This is a genomic window from Gammaproteobacteria bacterium (assembly GCA_011375345.1).
Taxonomy (GTDB): Bacteria; Pseudomonadota; Gammaproteobacteria; order DRLM01; family DRLM01; genus DRLM01.
Genome location: DRLM01000124.1, coordinates 1 through 24,387, shown reverse-complemented (window position 1 = coordinate 24,387; position 24,387 = coordinate 1). Strand labels below are relative to the sequence as shown.

At 65.8% G+C, this 24,387-nt stretch carries 24 protein-coding genes and 1 tRNA gene; 4 read left to right on the top strand and 21 right to left on the bottom strand.

Annotated features, from left to right (window positions below; all coding sequences use genetic code 11):
• Positions 1–237 precede the first annotated feature (237 nt).
• From ENJ19_09530 to xth, 3 genes are read right to left on the bottom strand one after another with little or no spacing between them, the layout of a single operon-like run.
• Positions 238–666 carry a PIN domain-containing protein gene (locus ENJ19_09530; protein HHM05964.1) on the bottom strand — a complete coding sequence of 143 codons (429 nt, stop codon included), beginning with the start codon at positions 664–666 and terminating at the stop codon, positions 238–240.
• Positions 663–896, bottom strand: coding sequence for a hypothetical protein (locus tag ENJ19_09525; protein ID HHM05963.1), 234 nt, complete (start codon positions 894–896; stop codon positions 663–665). The genes ENJ19_09530 and ENJ19_09525 overlap by 4 nt, the downstream gene beginning before the upstream one ends.
• A 56-nt stretch (positions 897–952) precedes the next feature.
• The gene (xth, locus tag ENJ19_09520; GenBank protein HHM05962.1) at positions 953–1,720 is read right to left on the bottom strand and encodes an exodeoxyribonuclease III; all 768 of its coding nucleotides are present in this window, start codon (positions 1,718–1,720) and stop codon (positions 953–955) included.
• 147 nt (positions 1,721–1,867) lie between these two features.
• Here xth and ENJ19_09515 point away from each other — a divergent pair, with 147 nt between their 5' ends.
• Entirely contained in the window at positions 1,868–2,524 is a 657-nt protein-coding gene (locus ENJ19_09515) for an orotate phosphoribosyltransferase (protein ID HHM05961.1), read from the top strand.
• Positions 2,525–2,601: 77 nt separating this feature from the next.
• Here ENJ19_09515 and ENJ19_09510 read toward each other — a convergent pair whose 3' ends face one another.
• From ENJ19_09510 to ENJ19_09495, 4 genes are all read right to left on the bottom strand, one after another.
• Entirely contained in the window at positions 2,602–3,051 is a 450-nt protein-coding gene (locus ENJ19_09510) for a redoxin domain-containing protein (GenBank protein HHM05960.1), read from the bottom strand.
• Between the two features lie 59 nt (positions 3,052–3,110).
• Positions 3,111–4,124: a hypothetical protein gene (locus tag ENJ19_09505; GenBank protein ID HHM05959.1), complete on the bottom strand. Its 1,014-nt coding sequence runs from the start codon at positions 4,122–4,124 to the stop codon at positions 3,111–3,113.
• 97 nt (positions 4,125–4,221) lie between these two features.
• A complete protein-coding gene (locus ENJ19_09500) occupies positions 4,222–4,800 on the bottom strand; it encodes a hypothetical protein (GenBank protein ID HHM05958.1) in 579 nt (192 codons plus the stop codon).
• Positions 4,801–4,814: 14 nt separating this feature from the next.
• Positions 4,815–5,294 (bottom strand): cupin domain-containing protein, encoded by a 480-nt coding sequence (locus tag ENJ19_09495; protein HHM05957.1) that lies wholly within the window; start codon positions 5,292–5,294, stop codon positions 4,815–4,817.
• A gap of 137 nt (positions 5,295–5,431) precedes the next feature.
• Between ENJ19_09495 and ENJ19_09490 the strand changes: the two genes are divergently transcribed.
• Positions 5,432–5,926, top strand: a complete 495-nt coding sequence (locus ENJ19_09490) for a cyclic nucleotide-binding domain-containing protein (GenBank protein ID HHM05956.1) — start codon at positions 5,432–5,434, stop codon at positions 5,924–5,926.
• Between the two features lie 80 nt (positions 5,927–6,006).
• Complete coding sequence (tcdA, locus tag ENJ19_09485) at positions 6,007–6,858, top strand: tRNA cyclic N6-threonylcarbamoyladenosine(37) synthase TcdA (GenBank protein ID HHM05955.1); 852 nt, start codon at positions 6,007–6,009, stop codon at positions 6,856–6,858.
• Between the two features lie 146 nt (positions 6,859–7,004).
• On the opposite strand, the gene ENJ19_09480 is transcribed toward tcdA, so the two are convergent.
• From ENJ19_09480 to ENJ19_09470, 3 genes are read right to left on the bottom strand one after another with little or no spacing between them, the layout of a single operon-like run.
• A complete protein-coding gene (locus ENJ19_09480) occupies positions 7,005–9,215 on the bottom strand; it encodes a tRNA(Met) cytidine acetyltransferase (GenBank protein ID HHM05954.1) in 2,211 nt (736 codons plus the stop codon).
• A gap of 4 nt (positions 9,216–9,219) precedes the next feature.
• Positions 9,220–9,978, bottom strand: a complete 759-nt coding sequence (locus ENJ19_09475) for a YecA family protein (GenBank protein ID HHM05953.1) — start codon at positions 9,976–9,978, stop codon at positions 9,220–9,222.
• A gap of 58 nt (positions 9,979–10,036) precedes the next feature.
• On the bottom strand, positions 10,037–10,939 hold the full coding sequence (locus tag ENJ19_09470; protein HHM05952.1) for a DMT family transporter: 903 nt from the start codon (positions 10,937–10,939) through the stop codon (positions 10,037–10,039).
• A gap of 148 nt (positions 10,940–11,087) precedes the next feature.
• Here ENJ19_09470 and ENJ19_09465 point away from each other — a divergent pair, with 148 nt between their 5' ends.
• Positions 11,088–12,092, top strand: coding sequence for an alpha/beta hydrolase (locus ENJ19_09465; protein HHM05951.1), 1,005 nt, complete (start codon positions 11,088–11,090; stop codon positions 12,090–12,092).
• Between the two features lie 39 nt (positions 12,093–12,131).
• Here ENJ19_09465 and ENJ19_09460 read toward each other — a convergent pair whose 3' ends face one another.
• The 11 genes from ENJ19_09460 to ENJ19_09410 all read right to left on the bottom strand — a co-directional run.
• Positions 12,132–12,575: a GIY-YIG nuclease family protein gene (locus tag ENJ19_09460; GenBank protein ID HHM05950.1), complete on the bottom strand. Its 444-nt coding sequence runs from the start codon at positions 12,573–12,575 to the stop codon at positions 12,132–12,134.
• A 78-nt stretch (positions 12,576–12,653) separates the two neighbouring features.
• A tRNA-Ser gene (locus ENJ19_09455) sits at positions 12,654–12,746 on the bottom strand.
• 306 nt (positions 12,747–13,052) lie between these two features.
• Complete coding sequence (gene tadA, locus ENJ19_09450) at positions 13,053–13,532, bottom strand: tRNA adenosine(34) deaminase TadA (protein HHM05949.1); 480 nt, start codon at positions 13,530–13,532, stop codon at positions 13,053–13,055.
• Between the two features lie 8 nt (positions 13,533–13,540).
• Positions 13,541–14,047, bottom strand: coding sequence for an NADH-quinone oxidoreductase subunit NuoB (gene nuoB / locus ENJ19_09445; protein ID HHM05948.1), 507 nt, complete (start codon positions 14,045–14,047; stop codon positions 13,541–13,543).
• A gap of 9 nt (positions 14,048–14,056) precedes the next feature.
• The gene (locus ENJ19_09440; GenBank protein HHM05947.1) at positions 14,057–15,646 is read right to left on the bottom strand and encodes a Ni,Fe-hydrogenase III large subunit; all 1,590 of its coding nucleotides are present in this window, start codon (positions 15,644–15,646) and stop codon (positions 14,057–14,059) included.
• Positions 15,643–17,115: a hydrogenase 4 subunit F gene (locus ENJ19_09435; protein HHM05946.1), complete on the bottom strand. Its 1,473-nt coding sequence runs from the start codon at positions 17,113–17,115 to the stop codon at positions 15,643–15,645. The genes ENJ19_09440 and ENJ19_09435 overlap by 4 nt, the downstream gene beginning before the upstream one ends.
• A complete protein-coding gene (locus ENJ19_09430; protein HHM05945.1) occupies positions 17,112–17,798 on the bottom strand; it encodes a formate hydrogenlyase in 687 nt (228 codons plus the stop codon). Before ENJ19_09430 ends, ENJ19_09435 begins: the two co-directional genes overlap by 4 nt.
• On the bottom strand, positions 17,795–18,748 hold the full coding sequence (locus ENJ19_09425) for a formate hydrogenlyase (GenBank protein ID HHM05944.1): 954 nt from the start codon (positions 18,746–18,748) through the stop codon (positions 17,795–17,797). Before ENJ19_09425 ends, ENJ19_09430 begins: the two co-directional genes overlap by 4 nt.
• Positions 18,745–20,754 (bottom strand): hydrogenase 4 subunit B, encoded by a 2,010-nt coding sequence (gene hyfB / locus ENJ19_09420; GenBank protein ID HHM05943.1) that lies wholly within the window; start codon positions 20,752–20,754, stop codon positions 18,745–18,747. The genes ENJ19_09425 and hyfB overlap by 4 nt, the downstream gene beginning before the upstream one ends.
• Positions 20,751–21,014, bottom strand: coding sequence for an XRE family transcriptional regulator (locus ENJ19_09415; GenBank protein HHM05942.1), 264 nt, complete (start codon positions 21,012–21,014; stop codon positions 20,751–20,753). The genes hyfB and ENJ19_09415 overlap by 4 nt, the downstream gene beginning before the upstream one ends.
• Before the next feature lie 469 nt (positions 21,015–21,483).
• Positions 21,484–24,387, bottom strand: a 2,904-nt coding sequence (locus ENJ19_09410) for a type I restriction endonuclease subunit R (protein ID HHM05941.1), incomplete at its 5' end; no start/stop codon positions are given.

Sequence of the window (24,387 nt, the reverse complement as noted above, 5' to 3'; positions counted from 1 at the left end):
TATGCCCCCCAATTTCAGGCGACTGGCTCCAGCACACTAAAGCTCTTTATCTTCAATATGTTATATAACAATAACGATGCCATCAGGAATAACCCGGGGCAGATGAGCGGGTAATTTTCGCCTACCGGAGGCGTTTGGGCAAGTTCTGCCGAAAACCAAAAGCACGCCCGACGGCCTGCAACGGCGACAGCCGGGGGCGAGCGGACAGCGGAATACCACCCCTGTACCAGCCCTCATCTAAACACACACGGTCTCCCAGCTTTCCAGTGGAACGACCCGGCCCAGCGACGTCGCCTTCCTCACATAACGCCTGTCGGCACTCACCAAGGTGGCTCCACGTTCCAAAGCAACAGCGTGATACAGCGTGTCGAATACGTGGTGATCCAGCTCCGCCGCGATGGCCGCCGCCCGCTGATACACCTCGACATCCTCCGCTGTTGGCAACTCCATGGCGTGGAGCAAGTCCAGCGCTTCCCCGGCCAGCCCGGCGTCCAGGCGTGTCACCACCGCTGCCACTTCCGCCAGCCAATGGGGCGGTTGCAAAGGCTCAACCTCCCCGTCCGCCACCGCCTGCAACAGCGTCAGCGCATGCCCGACCCCGGGCTCCCGCTTGGGATCAGGAAATATCCATTTCACGGCCACACTGGTGTCGATGACCGCGATCACGGCCGCCCCGCGCGCCGGGCCCGCGCCACCTCCCTCTCGCTGACCGGTCTGGCGCGGCGTCTCAGCTTTAACAGGCTCGCCACCGCAGCCTGGCGCCGGCGCTGACGTTCGCGCTCCTCGACGGCCTGCCGCATCAAGCGCGCCAATACCGCGCTTTTGTTTTCCCCGGCAAAGGCTTTGTTAAACGCTTCTTTTACTTCATCGGGCACACTGAAATTCACCGTGGCCATAGGGCACCTCTATTGTTGAATATTTCAACAAATTATACCCTGTTGAATCCCATGATCTACAACTCGTATTCCATAGTCAGCGGCGCATGATCGGAGAAGCGTTCTTCCTTATAAATAGAGGCGGCACGGATCTTGTCGCGCAGCCGGGGGCTGACAATCTGGTAGTCAATGCGCCAGCCCACGTTCTTCTCCCAGGCGCGGCCGCGGTTCGACCACCACGTGTAGTGTTCCGGCTCCGGGTTGACGACGCGGAAGGCGTCCACCAGCCCCACCTCGTCGAACAGGGTATCCAGCCAGGCCCGCTCCTCGGGCAAAAAGCCGGAGTTTTTCTGGTTGCCGCGCCAGTTCTTGAGATCGATGTTCTTGTGGGCGATGTTCCAGTCGCCGCACAAAATATAATCGCGCCGGCTGCGGCGGATTTTGCGCAGCACGGGCATGAACCGTTCCATGAAATCAAACTTCACCGCCTGGCGTTCCTCGCTGCTGGAACCGGACGGCAGGTACAGCGACACGATGCTCAGCGAACCGATATCCACCTGCAGGTAACGCCCCTCGGCGTCCATGTCGGGCCAGCCCAGGCCGTAAATCACCTTTTTAGGTTTGTGGCGGGTGTACACGGCCACACCGCTGTAACCCTTCTTTTCCGCATCGTGAAAATAACCGTGGTAGCCCTTGGGGCTGAGCACGGTCTCGTCCAGCTGATGCACCTGGGCCTTGATTTCCTGCAAGCACACCACATCGGCGTTTTGCTTTTCCAGCCAGTGGAAAAACCCCTTGCGCGCCGCGGCGCGGATGCCATTGACATTGACGGTGATGATTTTCATGGGGGCGAAGTTTAACTGAAACGGGGAGTTTTGACCGCGAATGGTGCTGAGCAGACAAAGAGGCACGGTACATCACCTTGGCGTGCTTGACGGTTTCACGCCCGGCAACATTTCCTTATCCCCACGCGCGCGGCTACAATGGCGCCCATGCACGAATATCAACAAGCCTTCATCGACTTCGCCATTGAAACGAACGTCCTGCGCTTTGGCAAATTCAGACTGAAATCCGGCCGCATCAGCCCTTATTTTTTCAACACCGGCCTGTTTGACTCCGGCGCCAGCGTCGCCCGGCTGGGGCGGTTTTACGCCCAGGCCATCCAGGCGTCCAAACTCGAATTCGACATGCTGTTCGGCCCGGCCTACAAGGGCATTCCCCTGGCCGTGAGCACGGTCATCGCGCTGGCGGACCAACACGGCCGCGACATCCCCTATGCCTTCAACCGCAAGGAAGCCAAAAACCACGGCGAAGGCGGCACCACCGTGGGCGCACCGTTGCAGGGCCGGGTGTTGATCATTGACGATGTCATTTCCGCCGGCACCTCGGTGCGCGAGTCCATCGCCATCATCAAAGCCGCCGGGGCGGTGCCCGCGGGCGTCATCATCGCGCTGGACCGGCAGGAACGCGGACAAGGCGGTTTGTCGGCCATACAGGAAGTGGAACAACGGCATGGCGTGCCGGTGTTCAGCATTGTTTCCTTGAATGAGATTCTGACCCGGCTGGACCAACAGGGCTGCGCGGCCGAGGCGGCGGGCATCCGCACGTATCAACAGCACTACGGCGCGCAAGCTCAGACAACGCGTTGATTTAGCGCCACAACGGGGTGCCGCCATTGGCGCCGGCCGGCGTTGAAAGAGGCCGGGAAGACCTTTTTCAACATCCTCTACTGATAGTTCAAACGCGCTTCGATGTTCTCACGGGTCAAACGCCCGCCCTGCACGATTTCTCTGACGCGCCCATCACGCCCGATGAACACGCTCACGGGCAGGCCGATGATACGGTACCGGGAGGCCACGTCCCAGTTTTTGTCCAATGCAATGGGAAAGGTAAAACCGTGTGCATCGGCGAAGCGGGCGACCGTCTCACGTTCTTCACCCACGTTCACCGCAATCACCGCCAGGCCCTTTGCCTTCAAGGCACGGTGAGCCGCCTCGATTTGCGGCATTTCTTTTACGCAGGGTTTGCACCAGCTGGCCCAGAAATGCAACAACACGTCTTGCCCTTGATACGCCTGCAAGCGCAAATTCTGACCAGCCAATGCAGGCAGGCTGAAATCCGCCGCCGGCCGGCCCTCCAGGGGGCGGCCGGACATGGCCGTGAGCGGCACCAGCACCAGTAAAAGCCACCACCGGCACGGCCACCGGACGACTGATTCAGCGACTCTTTTCACGATCAGATACTGTGGGAGACACCCAACACAAGACCGTAGCGGGACACAATGTTGCTGTCGTTCACCTGCTGGTGCACAGGCAGTTGCAGATGGACGTAGAGGCGGGTGCGCGCACCCGCTTGCACGCGCAGGCCCGGGGTGAGATGGACCCACGTGCCTCCTGTGCTGGAGACATCCCGGCCGCGGAACACATCCCGCGGCGCATGGCGCAGATTGAGCTGCAAACCGGCGCTGTAGTGGCGCTGTTGAAGCTGGAACCGGTAATTGAAACCGGTGTTGAGCAAAGTGGTGCTGCCAAAGCGATAGCCGAGATCGTTCTCCGTGGTGTGCTGATAAGAACCGGACACAAACCAGTCCCAGCGGCGGGGGCGGATTTGATAAGCATAGTAGGCGGACAACAGACCGTCCCACGACCCCGTGCCGGGCATCACCGTGGGTTCATTGATCACGCCCCCGGCGTTGTTGCGCAGCTTGTAGTCGCCGGTGGGCGCTTTGACACCCAGGCCGCCCACGAATACATGGCGGGTGGTCCGGGCAAAGGCGTATTTCCCCAGCAGGCGCACATCGCCAAAGCCGCTGTATTCCTGGGAACTGAAGCTTTCCTCTTCGGCGTCCCCGGGTTCGTGGTGGATGTCCACGTGTTCGTGGCGGCGGTTGTTGATCAAGGGCAACACCAGCGCCATCCCCCAACGCTCACTGAAGCCGTAGTTCACGTCCAGTTGCACCAGTTCATTGTTGGTGCGCAGCTCGCGGTGGTGGTCCTCTTCAATTTCGCCCGTGTCGAAATTCACCGCCGGGGCCAGCGCCTGTGAAGTCTCTGCACTGCCGCGCTGGGGCTGGTCCATGGGAATCCAGCGGTAAGACAGATCAAAGGTCATCTGCCCCACCCCGGCCAGTCCCTCCTGGGTGCCGGTCACCAGAAAACAATTGGCGCTGCCACAGCCCGCCACCGCCCAAGCCGGCCCCAGCAGCGCCCCCACGGCCACGGCCACCGCAAACCAGTGCTGCAAAATCATGATTCACCCTCCGAAATGATCGTGGGCGACATCATAAGGCCGGCGCCAGACGGCGGGAATGTGACAAATTGCCGCACCCCCCCGGGGGGTTGGCGGCTCAGCGACGCAACACCCGCCGCCGCTGCGCCACCATGGCGACAAACAGCACACAAGCCAGCGCCAGGGCCGCGGGAAACAACACGGTGGTGAGGGAGTAGTGCTCCAACGCCGTTATCGCCACGATATTGCGCAGGGCCAGCAACACGAAAAAGGGCAAATGTTCGTCATGGGGGCGGTGCCAGGCTTTGCGGAAAGTGGGCGCAAAACCCAGAAGATCCACCGCCGTCAGGATCACCACCGCCCACAGGGGATCGGCCGTCACGGCCCACGCCGGCAGGGCCGCCAGGGCAGCGATGAAAAAACACCCGTCCGCCCGCGTGATGCTGGCATCCGCCTGTCGCACATAGGCGAGATAAGCGACGTACAGCGTGATAATGCCCGACACCCCAATGGGCCAGGCGCCCGCCCCGCCCCGGTCCGCCAGTTGCGCCAGAAACACCACGAAGGTGGTGGCGCCCCAGATGAGCCAGGAAAACACATGAGGCTTGGTCTCACCCCGCCAGATGGAACGCACATAGGGCGCAAACGCCACCAGGGTCAGCGCAATGGCCAGGGCGCTGTAAAAAGCCTTGTCCACGGACGGCGGCGCCTTCAGTAGGGCCTGCCGTCCTTATGGGTGAACACCCACACCCCGTTCACCTCGGTGGCTTTGAGATCGTCGTCGGGGTACACCGCCTCATCACCGGGCGTGCGGTCGCCCACTTCCAGATACCACACCTCCGCGGCGGTTTCGTTGACGAGATGATGGCCGATGCCGCTGCCCGCCCGGAAACCGGCGCACATGCCCGGTGCCAGCGGCACATCCCCCTGGTCGGTGCGCAGGGTGGGCCGCCCTTCCAGCACATAAACAAACTCGTCCTGGCGGCTGTGGGCATGGCGCAGGGCCGACATGGCCCCCGGCGCCAGACGGGTGAGGTTAACACCGAAGTTCTGAAGGCCGAACACGGCGCCCAGGGCGCGCTTTTCCCGGCCCGCCACGCGACCGGCAAAAGGCGCGGGGTAGAGCGAGGGCCGGGCGCGGGGCGGCACCCCGGCCGCCATGACGGCGAGGGGGGATCGGTCTTGGCTCATATGAGGACTCCTGTAAACTAAGCTGTGCTTGGCTACAAGGTAGCATGGCGGCCCCCGGCAGCAGGCAAGGAGAAAGACAAGCACCGCCCACCCAGCCCATAATAGCTCCCCACGCCCACCGCACCCGGAGGCCCGTCATGTCCGACCCCCGCATCGACCTCATGCAAGCCATGCCCATCTTCGGCGGTGTAAGCGCCGCCACCCTGGACGATCTCACGGCGGCCGCCGCCGTGGTCACGCGGCCCAAGGGCCAATACTTTTTTCGCGAAGGCGAGGACGCCCGCTCCATGTTCGTGCTGCAATCGGGCAAGGTCTCGGTGCTGAAAACCTGGCAGGGCCGGGATTATCTGCTGCGCTACCTGGGCGTGGGCGAGTGCTTCGGCGAAATGGGCCTGATCACGCCGGGGCGGCGCAGCGCCGCGGTGCTGGCGGTGAGTGCGAGCACCGCTTTGGAAATCAGCGCCGCCCGGCTCGACGCCCTGCGCCGCCGTGATCTGGAACAATTCGCCCTGATTTACATGAACATCGCCCGCGAACTCAGCCGCCGCCTGCGCGACGCCGACCGGCGCTATTTTCAAATGAAAGTGGCCCCCCGCAGCGCAGCGGAAGACTGGCCCTACAGCGCCAACTGAAGCGGCGGCACGAGCGGTCCTTTTCCCGGCGCCACCCGGGCAGTTATACTTGCGCGCCAACGCCCAGTCCCCACCCGCCCATGACCGACTACCGCCAACGCTTCGCCGGCATCCAGCGCCTCTACGGCACCGCCCCCGCGGCCCTGCTGCCCCGCCTGCACGTGTGCGTGATCGGCCTCGGTGGCGTGGGTTCCTGGGCCGTGGAAGCCCTGGCCCGCAGCGGCGTGGGCCAGCTCACCCTCATCGACTTCGATGTGATCAAGCCGGGCAACACCAACCGCCAGCTGCACACCCTGAACGAGACCCTGGGCCGGAAGAAATTCGCAGTGCTGGCCGGGCGCGTCCGGAGCATCAACCCCGAGTGCCGCTGCCACACCATTGACGACTTTCTCAGCGAGCGCAATGTGCGCGACTATCTCGCCCCCCGGCGCGGGTACGACTACGTCATCGACGCCATCGACAGCATCCGCTTCAAAGCGGCGATGATCCACCACTGCCGCCGCAACAAAATCCCCATCATCACCACCGGCGGCGCCGGCGGCCTCACCGACCCCACTGCCATCAAAGTGGCTGATCTGAGCCGCACCTACAACGACCCCCTGGCCGCCAAAGTGCGCAAACGCCTGCGCAGCGGACACCGCTTCCCCACCAACCCCAAGCGCTACTTTGGCGTGGACTGCGTCTTCTCCACCCAACAGCCTGTCTACCCCAGACCCGACGGCGGCGTCTCTTCCGCCAAACCCGGCATCCACGGCATCTCCCTGGACTGCCGCTACGGCTACGGTTCCGCCAGCTTCGTCACCGCCTGTTTCGGCTTTGCCGCGGCGTCCCGTGTCATCAACAAAACCCTGCAAAAACGCGCCAGCGAGGCGGGCGAAGCAACACCCTTTCCCGCGCCGCCGGCGGAACTGCTCAGCAACACCACCGACTGAGTCTTTACCCCCCTTCAAAAAAGGACATTGTCAACCCGGCAATCTAAATTGCAGGATAAATAACAGGGTGTTGAAAAACAGAGTTTTTCAACACCCTGCCAAGGAAGCGCCCCGGATCGCCGGCGCCATGTCCGGAACAAGGGCGGTTACCCGCCCAACTCCGCCAACACCTGGCGCGCCCCGGCATCACCGTAGCGCCTCACCCACGCGTGCAGGGCCTGGCGCAACAAGGCCGTGACCTGGGCCCGGCCGGGCAGGGCCAGGGCAGCGGCGACCTCGGCCCAGGGGCGATGCTGGATCAGCTTGAGCAGCGCAGCCCGCTGCGCGGCGCCGTCCAGCGCCACGCCAGCGGGATCGGCCAGGGCCGCGGCGGCCAGGTGCTGCACGGGGGCGGGGCAGGCTTCCAGCAGCCGGCGGCCGGCGGCAGCGGCGGCGACTTCGCACCAGTCGCCGGCGCTCAGGGCAGGCGGGACCCATTCCCCGCGCTCGCGCCGCAGGCAGGCGGCCGCCAGCGCCGGGTCCAGATCCCGCAGCGGGTCGGCGAGTTGCAACGGCAGGTTGTCGAGATAGCGGCGGCGGGCGTCCCGGTACAGCGCGCACCCCGCATCGGACAAAGCCCGCATCACCACCACGGCATGGGCGCCGCTGGCAGCGCCGCGCTTGTGGCTGACGCGCACGGGGCGGCAGCCCAGCCGTTCCCAAAAGGCCATGAGTTCCGCCGTGGCGCCAAAGCTGCTGCCCAGGTAGTCGCGCCCGGCCCGGCGCGCCGCCGCCGCCACCCGTTGCGCCAGCGCGGTGCCGATGCCCCGGCCCTGCACGGCAGGATGCACGGCGATGCGCATGATGCGGTCAGCGCGCAACAAAGGCGCTGCCTGCAAACCCAGATGGGCGGCCAGGGTCTCCGGGAGCAGGTGGCCGTGGGGCCGGCTGCGGTTGGCCCAGATGGCCCGCGCCGCGGCGGCATCAAAACCCCCTTCCGTGGCCACCAGGGCAGTGGCCACCACGTGGCCGCGACAGCGCGCAGCGTACACGCGGATATTGGGGCCATCCAGCAGGTAGCGCAAATCATAAGGGCGGGTGCGGTAATGGGCCTGCACCAGCAAGCCGAACAGCTCTCGCAGCAGCGCTTCGTCCGCCGCCAGGGCGTCGCGGTCCAGCAACTCCAGCGCGCAGTGTTCCGGCCGGGCCGCGGCCACGGCGGCAGCGGGCGCGGGGACGGCATCCAGGAGCAGGGCGCGGAACAGGAAACGCTCCACGGGATCGTCCGCCGCCCAGCGCACGGGCGCCTTCAAGGCCAGGGCCTTCCAGAGCGGCGTGCGGGCGTCCAGCACTTGTTTGAAACGGGTGGCGAAACCCCGGCCCGTCCCTTCGTAGCCGTGCACAGTGGTGGCGAAGGCGAGGCGGGCATAGCGTTCCAGCAAACCCTGCAGCACCGGTGCGGGGATGGCGGCAGCCTCGTCCACCAGCACCAGCCGGGCGGACCCGGCGCGGCGCAGCAATTGATCCGGGGGGCAAAATTCCAGGCGCGCCCCGCCCCAGTGCAGGGCGCCCTTGCCCGCCGCGGCGCGGGGCAGCAACCGCCCGGCCTGGGCGAAAACCGGCGCCACGGCCTCCAGCCTGGGCGCGGTGACGAGAATGGGGCTGATGCCCGCGCGCAGAAGGCGGGCGGCGGCAATGCCGAAGGCGGCGGACTTGCCCCGGCCGCGGTCGGCGCTGAGCACCACGGGCCGGCGGCGGCGCCCGGTGGCCACCCGCATCACCGCAGCCACGGCGCGGGCCTGGTCGTCGCTGAGGCAGTCGCCGGCACCCTGGGGCGCAGGCGCTGCAAGGGGTTCCGAAGCAGGTGGGAGGGGTGGCAGCGGCCCGTCCTGCGCCACCACCGCGATCCCCTCCGCCACCGCCAGCAGGCGGACAAAGCGGTGCAGAAAGCGACGCCCCACCGCGGCGGGCGCGAACAAGGCGGGGGCGATGCGCGCGGTTTCGGGATCGGGGTAATCGGGCCAGTGGGCCAGTGGCGGGGTGAGCAGCAGCAGCACACCGCCCCCGACCACCGTTCCCCCCACCGCGCCCAGGGCGTCGGGGTCGAAACCGTCGTGGGCGTCGAAAACCAGCGCCTGCCATTCCCGGCCCAGGGCCTGGCGGGCCTGCCCCGCCGGGAACGCCAGGGCCTGATCCGGCGCGTGGGCAGAAATCCACAAGACCGCCGGCGAGGCCAGGGCGTGAAGCACGTCGGTGGCGGCGCGGCGGCACCAGTCCGCCTCCCCCGCCAGCACCAGCAGGCGCCGGTGGCGGGTACACCGGGCCTGCGCCATCAGCGCCCGGCCCAGGGCCGCCAGGGATGCCGCGGGCTGCGCCAAAACCTCACTGCGCCGCGGGTGCGCCGCAGCATTTTTTGTATTTCTTGCCGCTGCCGCAAACACACCGCTCGTTGCGGCCGATTTTTTCGCTGCGCGCGGGCCGGGCCTCCTCCTCCCGGGCTTCGCATCCGGCCTGATGCAGGGCCCGGCCCAAGGCGGCATATCGGGCCAAGGTCCTGGGGGCCAGGCGGTCCATGCCGGCGGCCAGGCCGGCGAAACCCGCCGCATGTTCCTCACCCCCGGCCTGGTAGAGGGCTTCGGCCCGCTCCCGTGAGGCGAAAAAGGCACCGATCAACAGGCCCAAATCAATTTCCTCACCCACATCCTCCCGCAGCTCTTCGGGCAACCGCTCCTCCCAGGCCTGCGCGCAAAGATGATGGCCCAGTTCAAAGCCCTGGCACCACTGGCAGCGGGGATGGTCCGGCGCAAATCCCGCCAGCACGTCATCGCCAAGGCGGCAGGCCTCGGGCAGGCTGACCTCCTCCGCCAGCACCTGCCCGATCAGGCTGTTGTACAGCGCCAACAAGGCGCCCACCACCTCCTCCGCCTGGGCCTCGCTGTCAAATTCCGGCCCCTGGTCACCAAACAGGGGAGCCAGCCACTGCGAGGGGGGCACCAGCGCAGGAGCGGAGGCCACGGAAAACAGATAACCCTCGATCTGATAAAAACCCAGCGCCTTGCCGTCTCCGGGGACGCAGGGTTGGGCGAAATACTGCTCCAGAATCCGGCGGGAACGCGGGCTCAACGGGCTAGGGGTATCCATGGTGTCCTCCTGCGAGACGCGGCGGCGAAATTTGAGAATGGCGATCCGGGCCTCTACTTTACGCCGGCGGACCCCGGTCGGGAAAGGGCGGACGCCGGGACAGCCCCACGCCCGCCAAGATCAAGGCCAGGGCCGCCCCGTCGCGCCACGCCAGCGCCTCGCCCAGAAACACCACCCCCATGAGCACCGCCCAGGGGGGGATGAGGTAGTTGAGGTAGGAGACAAAATTCGGCCCCGCCGCCGCAATCAGACGAAAATAGATCACTTGCGGCAGGGCCGTGCCAAACACCCCCAGCACCACCACGGCCGCCAGGGCCCCTGGAGGATGGGCCGCCATGCCGGCGACGAAACCCACCCCGCCCACCGGCGCCATGAACAGCGCGGCCAGGCCGACGCTGATGGCGGCGGATTCCAAGGCCGCGCAGCGCGGCCGCAAGCGGGACAAAATGGTGGACACACCGTAGCACACCGCCCCCGCCAGCACGGCCAGCATGGCGACAAAGGCCCAGCCGTCGCCGTCACTGCTGAACGCAGGCGGGCCGGTGAGCACCACGATGCCGGCAAAGCCCAGCACAAACCCCGCCAGCCGGTAGCGGTGCAGCGGTTCACCGGGCACGAAAAAATGGGCCAGCACCATCACCACCAGGGGCATCACCGCCATCAGCATGCCCGCCACGGCACTGTCAATGTGCTGTTGTCCCCAACTGATGAGATAAAAGGGCACGACCGTGCCGATGGCGGCGATCAAAAGCAAGGCCCCCCACACGGCTTTCGACCGCGGCCAGCGGCGGCCGGTGAGCGTCACCCACAGCACCAGCACCGCGGCCGCCACCAGCAGGCGGCCTGCCACGACTTGCTGCGGCGGGAGGGCCGCGACAGCGATTTTGGTAAACATGAAGGCGCTGCCCCACATCACCGTAAGGGCCGCCAGCATGAACCAGACGGACAGACGGGGGTTCATTCCCGGCGCCCCCAGCCGGCGTGACGCCAGCCCGGACGAGGATTACGTTCTACAATAGCCAGCACAACACTTAAGAATCTTAGTGCACTTTTCCCTCATGCCCCGGCTGGACGCAATCCCCCCTGCTTTCTCCTTTTTCAAGGGGGAAATGAGAAGCTTTGCCGGTTTGCTTGGCGCTGGCTTGCTGGCCACCGTCCTGGCCGGCTGCGCCACGCCGCAGGTGGCGCCGGCAGGGGGGCAGCCCGGCACGCCTCATCTGGAACCGCACCATGCCGTGATGGCGGACGGCTACCGCCTGCCCTACAGCGTGTGGCGGCCGGCCGGCCCGCCCCGGGCGGTGGTGCTGGCCCTGCACGGCCTCAATGATTACCGCCACGCCTACGCCACCGTGGGACCCTACCTGGCCGGGCGGGGTATCGTGGTGTACGCCTACGACCAGCGGGGCTTCGGCGCAACCGAAGGCCGGGGCCTGTGGCACGGCACGGACAAGCTGGTGGACGATATGCGCACCTTGAGCCGCCTGCTGCGCCGGCGCCACCCCGGGCTGCCCCTTTATCTCTTGGGGGAGAGCATGGGCGCCGCGGTGCTGCTGGCGGCCCAGGGGGATGGCCAGGCCACCGTGCCGGCGGACGGCATGATCCTGACAGCTCCGGCGGTCTGGGCCCGCGAGACCATGCCGTTTTATCAGCGTTATCTGTTGTGGCTGGTGGCCCACACCTTCCCCCACCGCACCTTCACCGGCAAGGGCTTGAAGGTGACTGCCTCCGACAACATCGACATGCTGCGTGCCCAGGGCCGGGACCCCCTGGTCATCAAAGCCACCCGCGCCGACGTGCTGTGGGGCCTTACCAACCTCATGGACCGGGCCCTGGCCGCCGCGCCCAAGCTGCACCTGCCCACCCTCATTCTGTATGGCGAACGGGATGAGATCATCCCCAAAAAACCCGCCTGCCGCCTGCTCACCGATCTCACCTCATCGGGCAACGGCTACTGGCAGGCCGTGCTCTATCCCCGGGGCTACCACATGCTGACCCGCGATTTGCAGGCCGAACGCGTGCTGAACGATATCGTTCGGTGGGTGCTGGCGCCCGTCAAAACAACACCCCGGCCCGCTGCGGGACGGGCGGCGGCCATTGAGCGGTTTTGCGGATAACAAGGGGGCTGCGGCCGGCGGAGCGCGAGCGGACCGGGTTCAAGCGGGTGCAGACCGGCCTGGTGCATCCGGCGGCGGATTGAGCCAGCGGAGCAGCGGCTCACCGGCGTCCGGCAAGGCTTGGCCAATTGCGTCGAACGACGGCTGATTTTCCAGATAAAACAAGTGACTGTGACCGGGATCATCGCTGGCGCCGAAGCCCCGCAGAGGCACGGCGATCCCCGGCCAGCGGCTGAGCCGGCGCACCCACTCCCGCTCCCGCCGGGTTTCCCCGCAGGCATACCACACTTCCAACAGCTCCGCTGCGGCGCGGAGATAATCAATATGCCAACGCCGAGGCTTGTTGACCCGGGCATGGCGCCGCACCCGGGCCTGCACCCCGCCGGGCCCGAAGGCGCTGCCCACGTAGAGGTAATACCCCGGGAGCAAGGTCATCCGGCCCAGGCGGCCGATGGTGAGTTCGGCGCGGTCGTCGCCGCGCATCACCAGCACATAGGTGCCACTGCGTTTTTCCGGGAGCCGGTTCACGCCGCTGATCCGGAGAGCGCGTCAAGGTGAGTGTGGCGGAGAGGGCGGGATTCGAACCCGCGTGGGGCGGCAAAGCCCCCAACCGATTTCGAGTCGGTGCCGGTATGACCGCTTCGGTACCTCTCCGGGAATTTCGATTGCGAATGGAAAAGGGGGTGCGGCGGAAACACCTGCCGCACCGGCCCTAAACGACCAAGGCCCAGCGATCCCTGCTGGGCCCGATCGGCGCGTTTAACACCCCACACACTACATGGCGCAGGCAACGCCGGGGGCGCGCCTTCCACAGTACTCCGGTGGAAGTGGCCTATAGGATAAGTGTTTGTGGGGGGAACGACAAGCACCGGCGCGCAGTAAAAAAAACGAAGCGTCATGACGAAGACCCAGACGAATGCAGTTTCACGCCAGTCAGATTTCCGCATGGTGACTTTCGGACTACAGCCTCCGCCCACCCCGCCTGGCGGCGAAAAAGCCCTTGAGCAGGGCACCGCACGCGGCGGCCAGCACGCCCCCTTGCACCATCGGGCGGTGGTTCAGGCGCCCGTCCTGCAGCAGATCAAACACGCCCCCTGCCGCCCCGCTTTTGGGGTCCCGGGCGCCGAACACCACCCGCTCCACCCGCGCGTGCACCAGGGCGCCGGCGCACATGGGGCAGGGCTCCAGGGTAACGTAGAGGGTGACGCCGGGCAGGCGGTAATTGCCCAGGGCCGCGGCCGCGGCCCTGAGGGCCAGCACTTCGGCGTGGGCGGTGGGGTCGTGCGTGGCGATGGGGCGGTTCCAGCCTTCCGCCAGCACAGCGCCGTCTTGCACCACCACGGCGCCCACGGGCACTTCCCCCTCATCCCGGGCACGGCGGGCCAGTTCGAGGGCGCGGCGCATCCAGCGCTCGTCGGCGGCGGTATCAACGGCTGCCATGGCCGGGCTCACCCCGCCCTGAGGGCGGCCAATATGCCGAGCAGCAACTGGCGCGGGCTGGGAGGGCAGCCGGGGATTTTGACGTCCACCGGAATGACCTGCTCCACCGCGCCCAGGCAGGCATAGCAGGCGCCGAACTCGCCACCGTGGCAGGCGCAGTCCCCGGCGGCAATGACAAACTTGGGCGCCGGGGTGGCCATCCAGGTGCGGCGCAGGGCCGTTTCCATGTGGCGCGACACCGGCCCGGTCACCAGCAGGGCGTCGGCGTGGCGGGGCGAAGCGACGAAATGCACGCCGAAGCGCTCGATGTCGTGGTAGGGGTTGTTCAGGGCGTGGATCTCCAGCTCACAGGCGTTGCAGGAACCGGCGTCCACCTGGCGGATGGCCAGGCTGCCCTGAAAGCGCCGGTCAATGTGGCGCTTGATTTCAGCCCCTGGAGCGGCGAGTTCGCTGTCCCGCGGCGGTGCTTCCGTCACCGTGCCGCTGCGGCGGATGTGTTTGAGGATGTTGAGCATGGCCGTTCCTTAGAGGTCCTGTCCCGAATACGAGCCGTTCACCGATTTATTGCACACCGGAAAGTCGGGCACGATGTTGCCAGGGAACAGCGCTTCCAGCGCCGGCCAGTTGAACCAGCTGGGGTCGCGGGGAAAGAAACGCGCCACCCGCCCCCCCTCGTCCAGGCGCACATAAGTGATGATCTCACCGCGCCAGCCCTCCACCATGCCCAACCCCGCGCCGGCTCCGGCGCTCTCCGGCCAGGGGCAGGCCACCTCCCCCCCGGGCGGCGCAACGAGCAGTTGCCGCAGCAGCTCCAGGCTGTGACGGATTTCCACCGCGCGGATGTGCAGGCGGGCCGCCACATCGCCTTCCTGCAGGCAGGGGGAAGGCACCCGCAACCGGTTGTAGGGGGCGTAGCCGTGGTCGCGGCGCGCGTCCAGATCCTGGCCGCTGGCCTTGGCCACATAGCCCAGGCAACCCAGCCGCCGGGCCGTGGCGGCAGACAATGTGCCGGTCTCCACCAGGCGGTCTTCCAGGGCGGGATAGTCCTCCAGCAGGGGCAGCAGCGCATCCAGTTCCCCCGACAGGTCCTCGCACTGGGCCAGCAGGAGCTGGCGGCACTGGTGGGTCAGATCACGAAATACGCCGCCGGGCACGACGCGGTCCATGAGCAGGCGGTGGCCGAATACAGCCTGGCTGCCACGCTGCCAGGCTTCACGCAGCCGGGCGCATTGCATGTGGGCGAAGACGAAACCCACGTCGTTGCAAATGGCGCCGATGTCGCCCAGATGATTGGCGATGCGCTCCCGCTCGGCCAGGATGGCGCGGATAACCTGGGCCCGCGGCGGCGGCACCACGCCGGCGGCCCGTTCCAGGGCCATGCAGGCAGCCCAGGCATGGGCCACGGTGCTGTCGCCGGAGACCCGCCCCGCCAGCCGGGCCAGGCCGGTGGCATCGCGGCCCACGGCGATTTTCTCTATGCCCTTGTGCACATAGCCCAGGCGCTCTTCCAGGCACAGCACCTCCTCACCCACGGCCTGAAAACGGAAATGGCCCGGCTCGATAATGCCGGCGTGCACCGGGCCCACGGGAATTTCGTACACCGCGCTGCCCGCCACCGGGGTGAAGGGATAATCGCTGTCGGCGGGCGCCCGCTTGGGCGCCCGGCCGGCCGCGGGAAAATCCGGGCGCAGGGGAAAGTCGTTCTCCCCCCAGGCCTGATGACGGGTCCAGCGGCGCGGATCGGGATGGCCGGCAAAGACCAGGCCGAGCAAGTCGTGCGCGTGGCGCTCCAGGCGGTCCACCCCGGGAAACCAGGGGCTGTGGGAGGCCAGCTGCGGCTCGCCCAGAGGCACCCGGGTGCGCAGCACCAGGTACTCGCCCCGGCGGGCCAGGCAGGCGTGCACCGCAATCTCCCCGCCCACCGGGTCGCCCCACAGCCCGGCATGGCGCCAACCCGCAGCCGCCGCCACCCGGGCGGCGCCGCCCCAGTCGGCGGCGTTCAGCACCAGGCAGCGGGCCGGCGCCAAGTAGCCCGCCGGCTCCGCCGCGGCCGGGGTGATCCCCGCCTCCCGCAGGCGGTCGAGACAGGCCGCCAGCCAGTCGCCGCCTGTCATAGCAGATGCGCCCCCGCGATCAAGTGGGTGGCACGGTCCAGCCAGGCGGCCAGAAAGCTGGGGATGGCCAGCCCCAGCCACAGCACCAGACCCAGGTGCACCATCACCGGCAGCATGTTGGCGGCCACCGGCCCCTGGCCTTCGGGCACAGGGCCGTAGACCATGGGCTGCACATGGCGGAACAACCCGGCAAAGGCCACACCCAGCCCCGTGAGCAGCACGACGGTGAACCAGGGCTGGCTCTGCATGGTGGCGCTGAGCAGCAAAAACTCGCTGGCGAACACGCCAAAGGGCGGGAAGCCGGCGATGGCCGCCACGGCCAGCAACAGCCCCCAGCCCACTGCCGGCTGGGTGCGGATCAGGCCGCGGATGTGGTCGATGGACTGGCTGCCGGCGATGTGGGCCGCGTGACCCACGGTGACGAAAATGGCCGACTTGGTGAGGGAATGCACCAGCATGTGCAGCAGGGCGCCGAAGGTGGCCAGCGGCCCGCCCAGGCCGAAAGCGAAGGTCATCAGCCCCATGTGCTCGATGGAGGAATAGCTGAACAGGCGCTTGATGTCGCGCTGACGGTGCAAAAACAGGCCCGCCACCAGAAACGACACCAGGCCGAAGCCCATCAGCAAATGGCCCGCCAACCGGGGCGTTGCGGTAGCGGCAAGGGCGCCGTCCACCAGCATTTTCAGGCGCACCACCGCGTACAGGGCCACATTGAGCAACAAGCCGGAGAGCACCGCCGACATGGGGGTGGGGCCTTCCGAGTGGGCGTCGGGCAGCCACTGGTGCATGGGCACCAGGCCCACTTTGGTGCCGTAACCCACCAGCAGAAAGACAAATGCCAGGGCCATGATGGACGGCTGCAACTGCGGCGCAACGTCGTACAGCGTGCTCCAGCTCAGGCCCGCCGCCGGATCAGCAACTAGGTGTTGGGCGGCGAAATAGAGCAGCACGGTGCCGAACAGGGCCAGGGCGATGCCCACGCCACACAGGACAAAATATTTCCACGCCGCCTCGATGGCCTCCGGCGTGCGGTACAGAGACACCAGCAGCACGGTGGCCAGGGTGGCCCCTTCCACCGCCACCCACAGCACCCCCAGATTGTCACTGGACAGGGCCAGCAGCATGGTGAACATGAAGGCCTGGAACATGGCGTGGTAAAGGCGCATGCCGCGCGCGCCCACCCGGCCGCTGGCGTACACATGGCCCATGTAGGGACGGGAGAAAATGGCGGTGGTCAGGCCCACAAAGGCGGTCAGAACCAGCAGACAGACGTTGAAGGCGTCCACCCGCAATATGCCGCCGGCCGCCACGCCCTCGCCGGCCACGGTGACGGCAAGACCAACGGCCGCCGCCAGGGTGACGGCACTCACCACCACGTTGAGCCCTCCCGCGACGGCCAGGCGGCCGACCAGCGGCAGGCCCGCGGCCCCCAGCAGGGGCGTCAGCAACAGTACCGCCAGGGCGCTCACGGCTCGTCCTCCAGCCGCTCGCTGAGGCGGTTCATGCGGTCCACGTCCAGAGAATCGATGCTGTCGCGGATCTGGAAAAAGAACACCCCAAACAGGATCATGGCCACCAGCACGTCGAAGGCCACTCCCAGCTCCACCACCAAAGGCATGCCCCCGGTCGCTGACACCGCCGCCAGAAACAGGCCGTTTTCCATGGACATAAAGCCCAGCACCTGGGCCACGGCCTGGGCCCGGATCACCATCATCAACAGGCCGATGAGCACCACCGCCAGGCTGACGGCGACGATGTTGCGGGTGAACAGCAGCTCCTGGTGCACCAGCGGCGCCACCGCCCAGTAGCTGAAAATCACCAGGGCCAGGGCCGCCATGATGGCCAGGGCCGGATGGCTGAGGGGCTCGCGGTGACGGTCCAGCGCCAGACGGCGCACCAGGCGGCGCAGCATCCAGGGGATCAGCAGGGCCTTCAGGGCCAGGGTCAGCGCCGCGGAAAACAGCAGGTGCAGCTTCCCGCTGCTGCTGGCCACCACAATGGTCACCAGCGCCACCAACACCCCCTGCCAGGCAAAGGCGTGAATGGCCGCCACCAGCCGCGCCTGCTCCAGCAGCGCAAAAGACGTGAACAAGACCAGCGCCGCCAGCACCAGCATAAGCTGTTGCAACAAAGGCAGCTGCTCCAGGCTCACGCCCCCACCTCCAGAATCACGTGGCTGAGCAGCCCCAAAAGGGCCAGCAGCAGGGCCAGGTTGAGAAAAGCCGGGGCACGGAACAGGCGCATCTTGGCCAGCACTGTTTCACTCAGGGCCAGGGCCGCACCCAACAACAGCAGTTTGCCCAGCAGGGCCGCCAGCGCCAGGCCCAGGGCCGCGGCGCTGTGGTCCTGCGCAACCCCCCAGGGAAGGAACACATTGGCCAGCAGCACCCCGTAGAGCAGCAGCTTGAGCTGCGCCGCCCATTCCATCAGCGCCAGGTGGCGGCCGGAGTATTCCAGAACCATGGCCTCGTGGATCATGGTCAGCTCCAGGTGGGTGGCGGGGTTGTCCACGGGAATGCGACCGGTCTCGGCCACGGCCACCAGCACCAGCCCCGCCAGGGCGAACAGATAGGAGGGCCGGAGCAGATCGGCACCGCCGAGCTGGTAGTCCACCACCGCCGCCAGATTGGTGCTGTGGGCACTCATGGCCAGGGTGAACACCGCCACCAGCATGGCCGGCTCCGCCAGAGCGGAGACAAACATCTCCCGCGAGGCCCCCATACCGCCAAAGGCAGTGCCCACATCCATGCCCGCCAGGGCGAGGAAAAAGCGCGCCAGAGCCAGCAAGCCGGCAATCACGATCACATCGGCCACGGCGGCGGTGGCCAGATCGGTGCTGAGCAGGGGCACGGCCGAGGCCGCCAGCCAAGTGGCGCTGAACACAACATAAGGCGCGGCCCGGAACAGCAGTGAGGCGCTGTGGGACATGCGCGCCTCCTTGGCGAACAGCTTGTACAGATCCCGGTAAGGCTGCCAGGGAACCGCACCCCGGCGGTTTTGCAGACACGCCTTGAGCCGGCGCACCCAGCCCGCCAGCAGGGGGGCCAGGACGAGGTACAACAAGCCCTGCCCCAGGGCCAGCACCCAGGCGGCGGGGTTCATGCCATCAGCCACAGCAGCACCAGCAGGGTTCCCAGCGTCCAAGCCAGATAAATGCGCACATGGCCCGATTGCAGGCGCACCACCTGCCGCGCCGCCCGTTCCACGGCCCGCGCCACGGGCAGATAAAGCAGCCCCCAAAAGCGGTCGCCCACCTGCAGACGGTGGCGCAAGCGGCCGTCCTCCCGAACCTCCACCCCCTCGTCCACCTGAAACAACAGCCCGAACACCCGCCGGATGGGCTGGGCAAACGCGCTGGCGGTGTATTGCATGCGGGGCGTGGGCGGAGCGAAGCCGCAGTCCCAGGCATCGCAGCGGCGCACCCGGCGGATGCCGCGGCCGAGCAGCCACAGCCCCAGCCCCAGCACCACGAACAAGGTCAGCGCCACCAGGGGCGCACCGTAGCTGGCGGTCTGCGGTGACACCGGCGTCAGCCACAACCAGCCGTGGGCCGTGGCCTGTTGCAGGCCGTGGCCCAGGACTTGCTTGGGCACGGCGTCGAACACCTCCACGAAGGCCGTGGGCAACACCCCCAGCACCAGACAACCCAGCGCCAGCACCCCCTGGCCCGCCCGCATGCTGCGGGGCACCGGCCGGGCGCGGCGCACAGCCCGGCTGCGGGCCTGGCCCAGAAAGGCCACGCCGTAGACTTTAACGAAACAGGCCGCCGCCAGGGCGCCGGTCAGGGCCAGCATGGCCGCGGCGACGGGCACCAGGGAACGCAGCACGCCACTGTCCAGTTGCCAGGCCTGCAGCGCCGCCTGAAAAGTGAGCCATTCCGAAACGAAACCGTTGAAGGGCGGCAACGCCGCGATGGCGATGCAGCCGATGAGGAAAAACAGCCCGGTCCAGGGCATGCGCCGCAGCAGACCGCCCATTTTTTCCAGATCACGCTCATTGGCGCTGTGCAGGATGGCACCGGCGCCAAGGAACAACAGCCCCTTGAACAGCGCGTGGTTGATGGTGTGATAGAGGGCGGCGACAAAGGCCACGGTCCCCACCACCGCATGCCCCTCGGCCAGAAACAAAAGGGCCAGCCCCAGGCCGATGAAGATGATCCCGATGTTTTCCACCGAGTGATAGGCCAGCAGACGTTTGAGGTCGTGCTGCATCAGGGCATACAAAACCCCCAGCAGGGCCGAGACGCTGCCAACGACGAGCACCACCACGCCCCACTGCCAGTGGAACTGGCCGATGAGATCGAACACCACCCGGATAAAGCCGTACACCGCCACCTTCAACATCACTCCCGACATCAGCGCCGAGATGTGCGACGGCGCCACCGGATGGGCCTCAGGCAACCAGGCGTGCAGCGGCACCAAGCCCGCCTTCATACCGAAGCCGGCCAGGGCCAGCGCAAAGACCACGCTGGCCCAGCCGAAGGACAGCTCCGCGCCGCGCAGGGCATCGAAGGCAAAACCGTGGCCGAAACCGGCCAGCACCCCGAAACCCAGCAAAATGGCCAGACCCGCGAGATGCGCCATGAGCAGATACAAGAAAGCCGCGCGCCGGTTGGCGGCGTTATCATGATGAAAAGCCACCAGAAAATAGGAGGACAGGGACATCAGCTCCCAGGCGATCATGAACGAAAAGGCATCGTCGGCCAGCACCACCCCCATCATGCCCACCAGAAACAGGCCGCTGAAACCGCCCAGCACCGGCAAGGACTCGCGGCCATGCTCAAAACCCCGCAGGTAGCCCGGTGCGTACAGCCCCACGGCCGCGCCCACCACGCCAATGACACAAAGGAAAAAGCCGGACAAGGCATCCAGCCGCCACTGCCAGGGCAGCCAGGGCAGCCCCAGCGCCACCTCCGCCCGCGCCACGCCACCGTGCAGCAGCGCCCAGCCCCCGCCCATCACGGCCGCCAGCCCCGCCAGGGCAAACAAGGGCGCGCTGAACACACGCAGCAAGCGGGGATAAAACGATGCGAACAAGGCCACCAGCGCCGACAACAGCGCCAGAACCACCGCCACCGCGGCCAGCCCCAATGGAGAAAAAGCGCTCACTGGCCAGACCCGCCCGGCGACTTCAGCCGCACCCCGCGGCCGCCCCCGGCACTGACCGCCCCCTCCGCGATCAGCTCCACCCCGGCCCGCTCCAGCGCCTCCACCACCTTGACCAGGGAATCCACATTCCCCCGCACCACACCGTCACTGGCCTCCATGCGCTGGACAGTGGGCAAAGACAGGCCGGCGGCCCCGGCCAGGGCGCGCTGGTCCATCCCCAGCAAGCCCCGGGCGGCACGGATTTGGGCGGCGGTGATCATATTTCACATATCACTATAAGTTATCAACGCATCAATTGTGATGCATTTTATATCATTCACGCCCTGCCGCCGCAAACCTCCCCCCTCTTTGGCCGCTCCGCCACCGCCCCCAAGGGCAAAAGAGGGCAAAAGGGGTCAGAATAAAAGGGGTCAGAGCCCTTTTAAGACTCTTTGCGAGGCCCAACCCCGGGAAGATCAGGGCTGGCAAAATCAATAACTTAACGCTTGTTCTGAAACAGGGATACCCGCCACAGTCAGAGATTATCTCTTGTTATTAACCCGGCAATTAGGATTGTCGTGGGTTAATAGCGCGGCACAGGGATGTGCCGCCATTGGCGCAAGTCAATGCGAGCCCGCGAAATACCAGCCATTTCGCACAATGGCGCCCGTATTTCGCGGGCGGCAATCAAACAGGTCAGCACGACCTGTTTGATTGCCGGGTTAATAGCTATAGCCTGAGCCCGTCTCTTCATTCTTGCTTTCTATCTTCACCTGACAAACGCGAGTACACCTGCCGTCCCAACCAGGCCGCCACCAGGGCCTGCATTTCCGCGTTGCTCATGTACTCTGTGAAGAGTTCCTCATTCATCTCCATGCGTTCGATAAACAGAGACTCCAGCGTTTGCTTGAACAGCAACTGAAATTTATCCAGGGGATTCACCTGCGCCGCCTGTTGCAACCCTTTATCCAAAGCCGCGGCCTCCGCAATCTGGTCAAAGAACAGCTGGTCCGCCCCGGTCAGTTCGCCGCCAAAGCGCTCGTTGATGATGTCGATGAGGCGGGACAACGGCACGTTGTCCTCGCGCACCATTCCGGTTCCCACCTCACGCGGACCGTCCAGCGGTCTGGCATAACCTTCATGCAGACTGATCGAGCCTTCGCTGATCTTTTGCAGGCGGTAATATTCCAGTTCCACCTCCTCATCGAACTGGTATCCGCGCCCGCTCTTGCGCCTGGGAAGTTTCAATGCAAGATGCCTGAGCCAGGTGTAGAGTTTTTCCAGATCGCTGTCCTGGTAGGGAATCACCTGGCTGAGAAAGGTGTACAGATTGCGAAACGCCCGGGTTTTGCCACGCCAGTCCTCGGCTTCCTCCTCCGCGTCCTTCTGCAACTGCTGAAAACGGGCCACCGCTTTGTCAAGCAGCGCATTCACGGCCTTGTGATCGGAAGGGCTCTGCTTTCGTTTCGGGGCGAAGAAGATTCTCGAAAACTCATCCACCTCATCCTGAAGGTAAATACCAGAGGCATCCAGCTCGGCCTTGATCTCATATAGCCGGTCCGGATCCACCTCCTCACCTATCACCGATCCTTCATAGTATTGGCGGAAAGCCTCCTGGATTTCACCGGGGTCATTCACAAAATCGAGGACGAAGGTGTCTTCCTTGAGCGGGTGGGTCCTATTGAGGCGGGAGAGGGTCTGAACGGCCTGGATGCCTGACAGACGCTTGTCCACATACATGGTGTGCAGAAGCGGCTGGTCAAACCCGGTCTGGTATTTCTCGGCCACCAGGAGCAACCGGTATTCCGGCTTGGCAAAGGTCTCCGGCAGTTCCTTCTCTTTCACCCCGTCGTTCATTTCTACTTCGGTGTAGCTTTTACCCGGTACCTTGTCATCCTCGACCGTTCCGGAGAAGGCCACCAGAGTGCGGATCGGGTAACCCTTCTCACGAATACAGGTGTCGAAGGCCTGCTTGTATCGCACTGCCTCCAGCCGGGAGCCTGTCACCACCATGGCCTTCGCACGACCGCCGATCTTGTGGCGGGTGTGCTGCTGGAAGTGCTCGACCATGATCTCGGTCTTCTGCGCGATATTGTGCGGATGCAGTCGCATAAAGCGCGCCAGCGCCCGTGCCGCCTGCTTCCGCTCCACCTCGGGATCGTCTTCCGCCCGCTTGACCAGTTTGTAATAGGTCTTGTAGGTCACATAGTTGGCCAGCACATCCATGATGAAACCTTCCTCGATGGCCTGGCGCATGGTGTAGCGGTGGAAGGGTTCGCCGTTGCGGCCGAAAATGGCCAGGGTCTTGTGTTTGGGCGTGGCGGTAAAGGCGAAGAAACTCATGTTGGGCTGCCGGCCACGCTTGGCCATGGAGCGGAACAGGCGCTCCAGTTCCGGCTCACCCTCTTCCTTGGCCTCCTCCCGTGCCTTTTTCAGCAGATGCAGGCCACCCAGCACAGCCTTGAGTTCCGTGGCCGTCTCGCCGGACTGGGAGCTGTGGGCCTCGTCGATGATGACCGCATATTTGCGGGTCGGCAGATGTCCCCGTGCCGCCTCGCCCCGTTCCCCGGCCATCTTCAGCAGTTGCCCTGAGACAAACGGGAACTTCTGCAAGGTCGTGATGATGATGGGCACCCCGGCCTCGAGGGCCTCGGCGAGCTGACGGGAGTCCTCATCGATCTTCTGCACCACACCCTGGCGATGGTCAAACTGGTAGATGGTCTCCTGCAACTGCCGGTCCAGCACCACCCGGTCAGTGATGACCACCACGCTGTCGAACACCCGCTCATCCTTGTCGTTGTGCAGTGAGGAGAGCCGATGGGCCAGCCAGGCGATGGTGTTGCTCTTCCCGCTTCCGGCGGAATGTTCCACCAGGTAATTGTGGCCCACGCCCTCTTCCCTGGCGGCCTTCACCATCCGTCGTATCGCATCGAGCTGGTGATAACGGGGGAAGATCATGGTCTCCTTCCTGATCTTCTTCCCCTCGTCGGTCATCTTCTCCTCCACCTGGAGATGAAGAAACCGGGCCAGCAGCTCCATGAAGCTGTCACGGGCAAGCACCTCTTCCCAGAGATAGGCCGTCTTGTAATCTCGCCCCTCGGGGTCTGGCGGATTCCCCGCCCCGCCGTCATCACCCTTGTTGAAGGGGAGAAAGTGGGTCGCCTCCCCCGCCAGGCGGGTGGTCATGTGGGCCTCTTCGGTGTCCACCGCGAAGTGGACCAGGGTGCGCTTCTTGAATTCGAAGATCTTTTCGCGTGGATCACGGTCGTGCCGGTACTGATGGATCGCATCGCTCACGGTCTGGCCCGAAAGCGGATTCTTCAGCTCCAGCGTGACCAGCGGGATGCCATTGACGCTCAGCACAACGTCGAGGGACCGCTCCGACTTCGGGCTGAAACGAAGCTGACGGGTAATCGCCACCCGGTTGGCCTGATAGCGCTCTTCCAGCTCGGGGTTGAGCCCGTGTGCCGGCCGGAAGAAGGCTACCCGCAAGGTCCGCCCGAAGCACTTGAAACCATGGCGCAGGGTGGTGAGCACGCCATGGGTGTCCATCCACTTGCACAGGGCACTCAGGATCCGCTCGCCGGTTTCCTCCCCATGCAGGGCCTCCAGCTTGCCCCACTCTCTCGGCTGTGTCTCGCGGATGAATTCCAG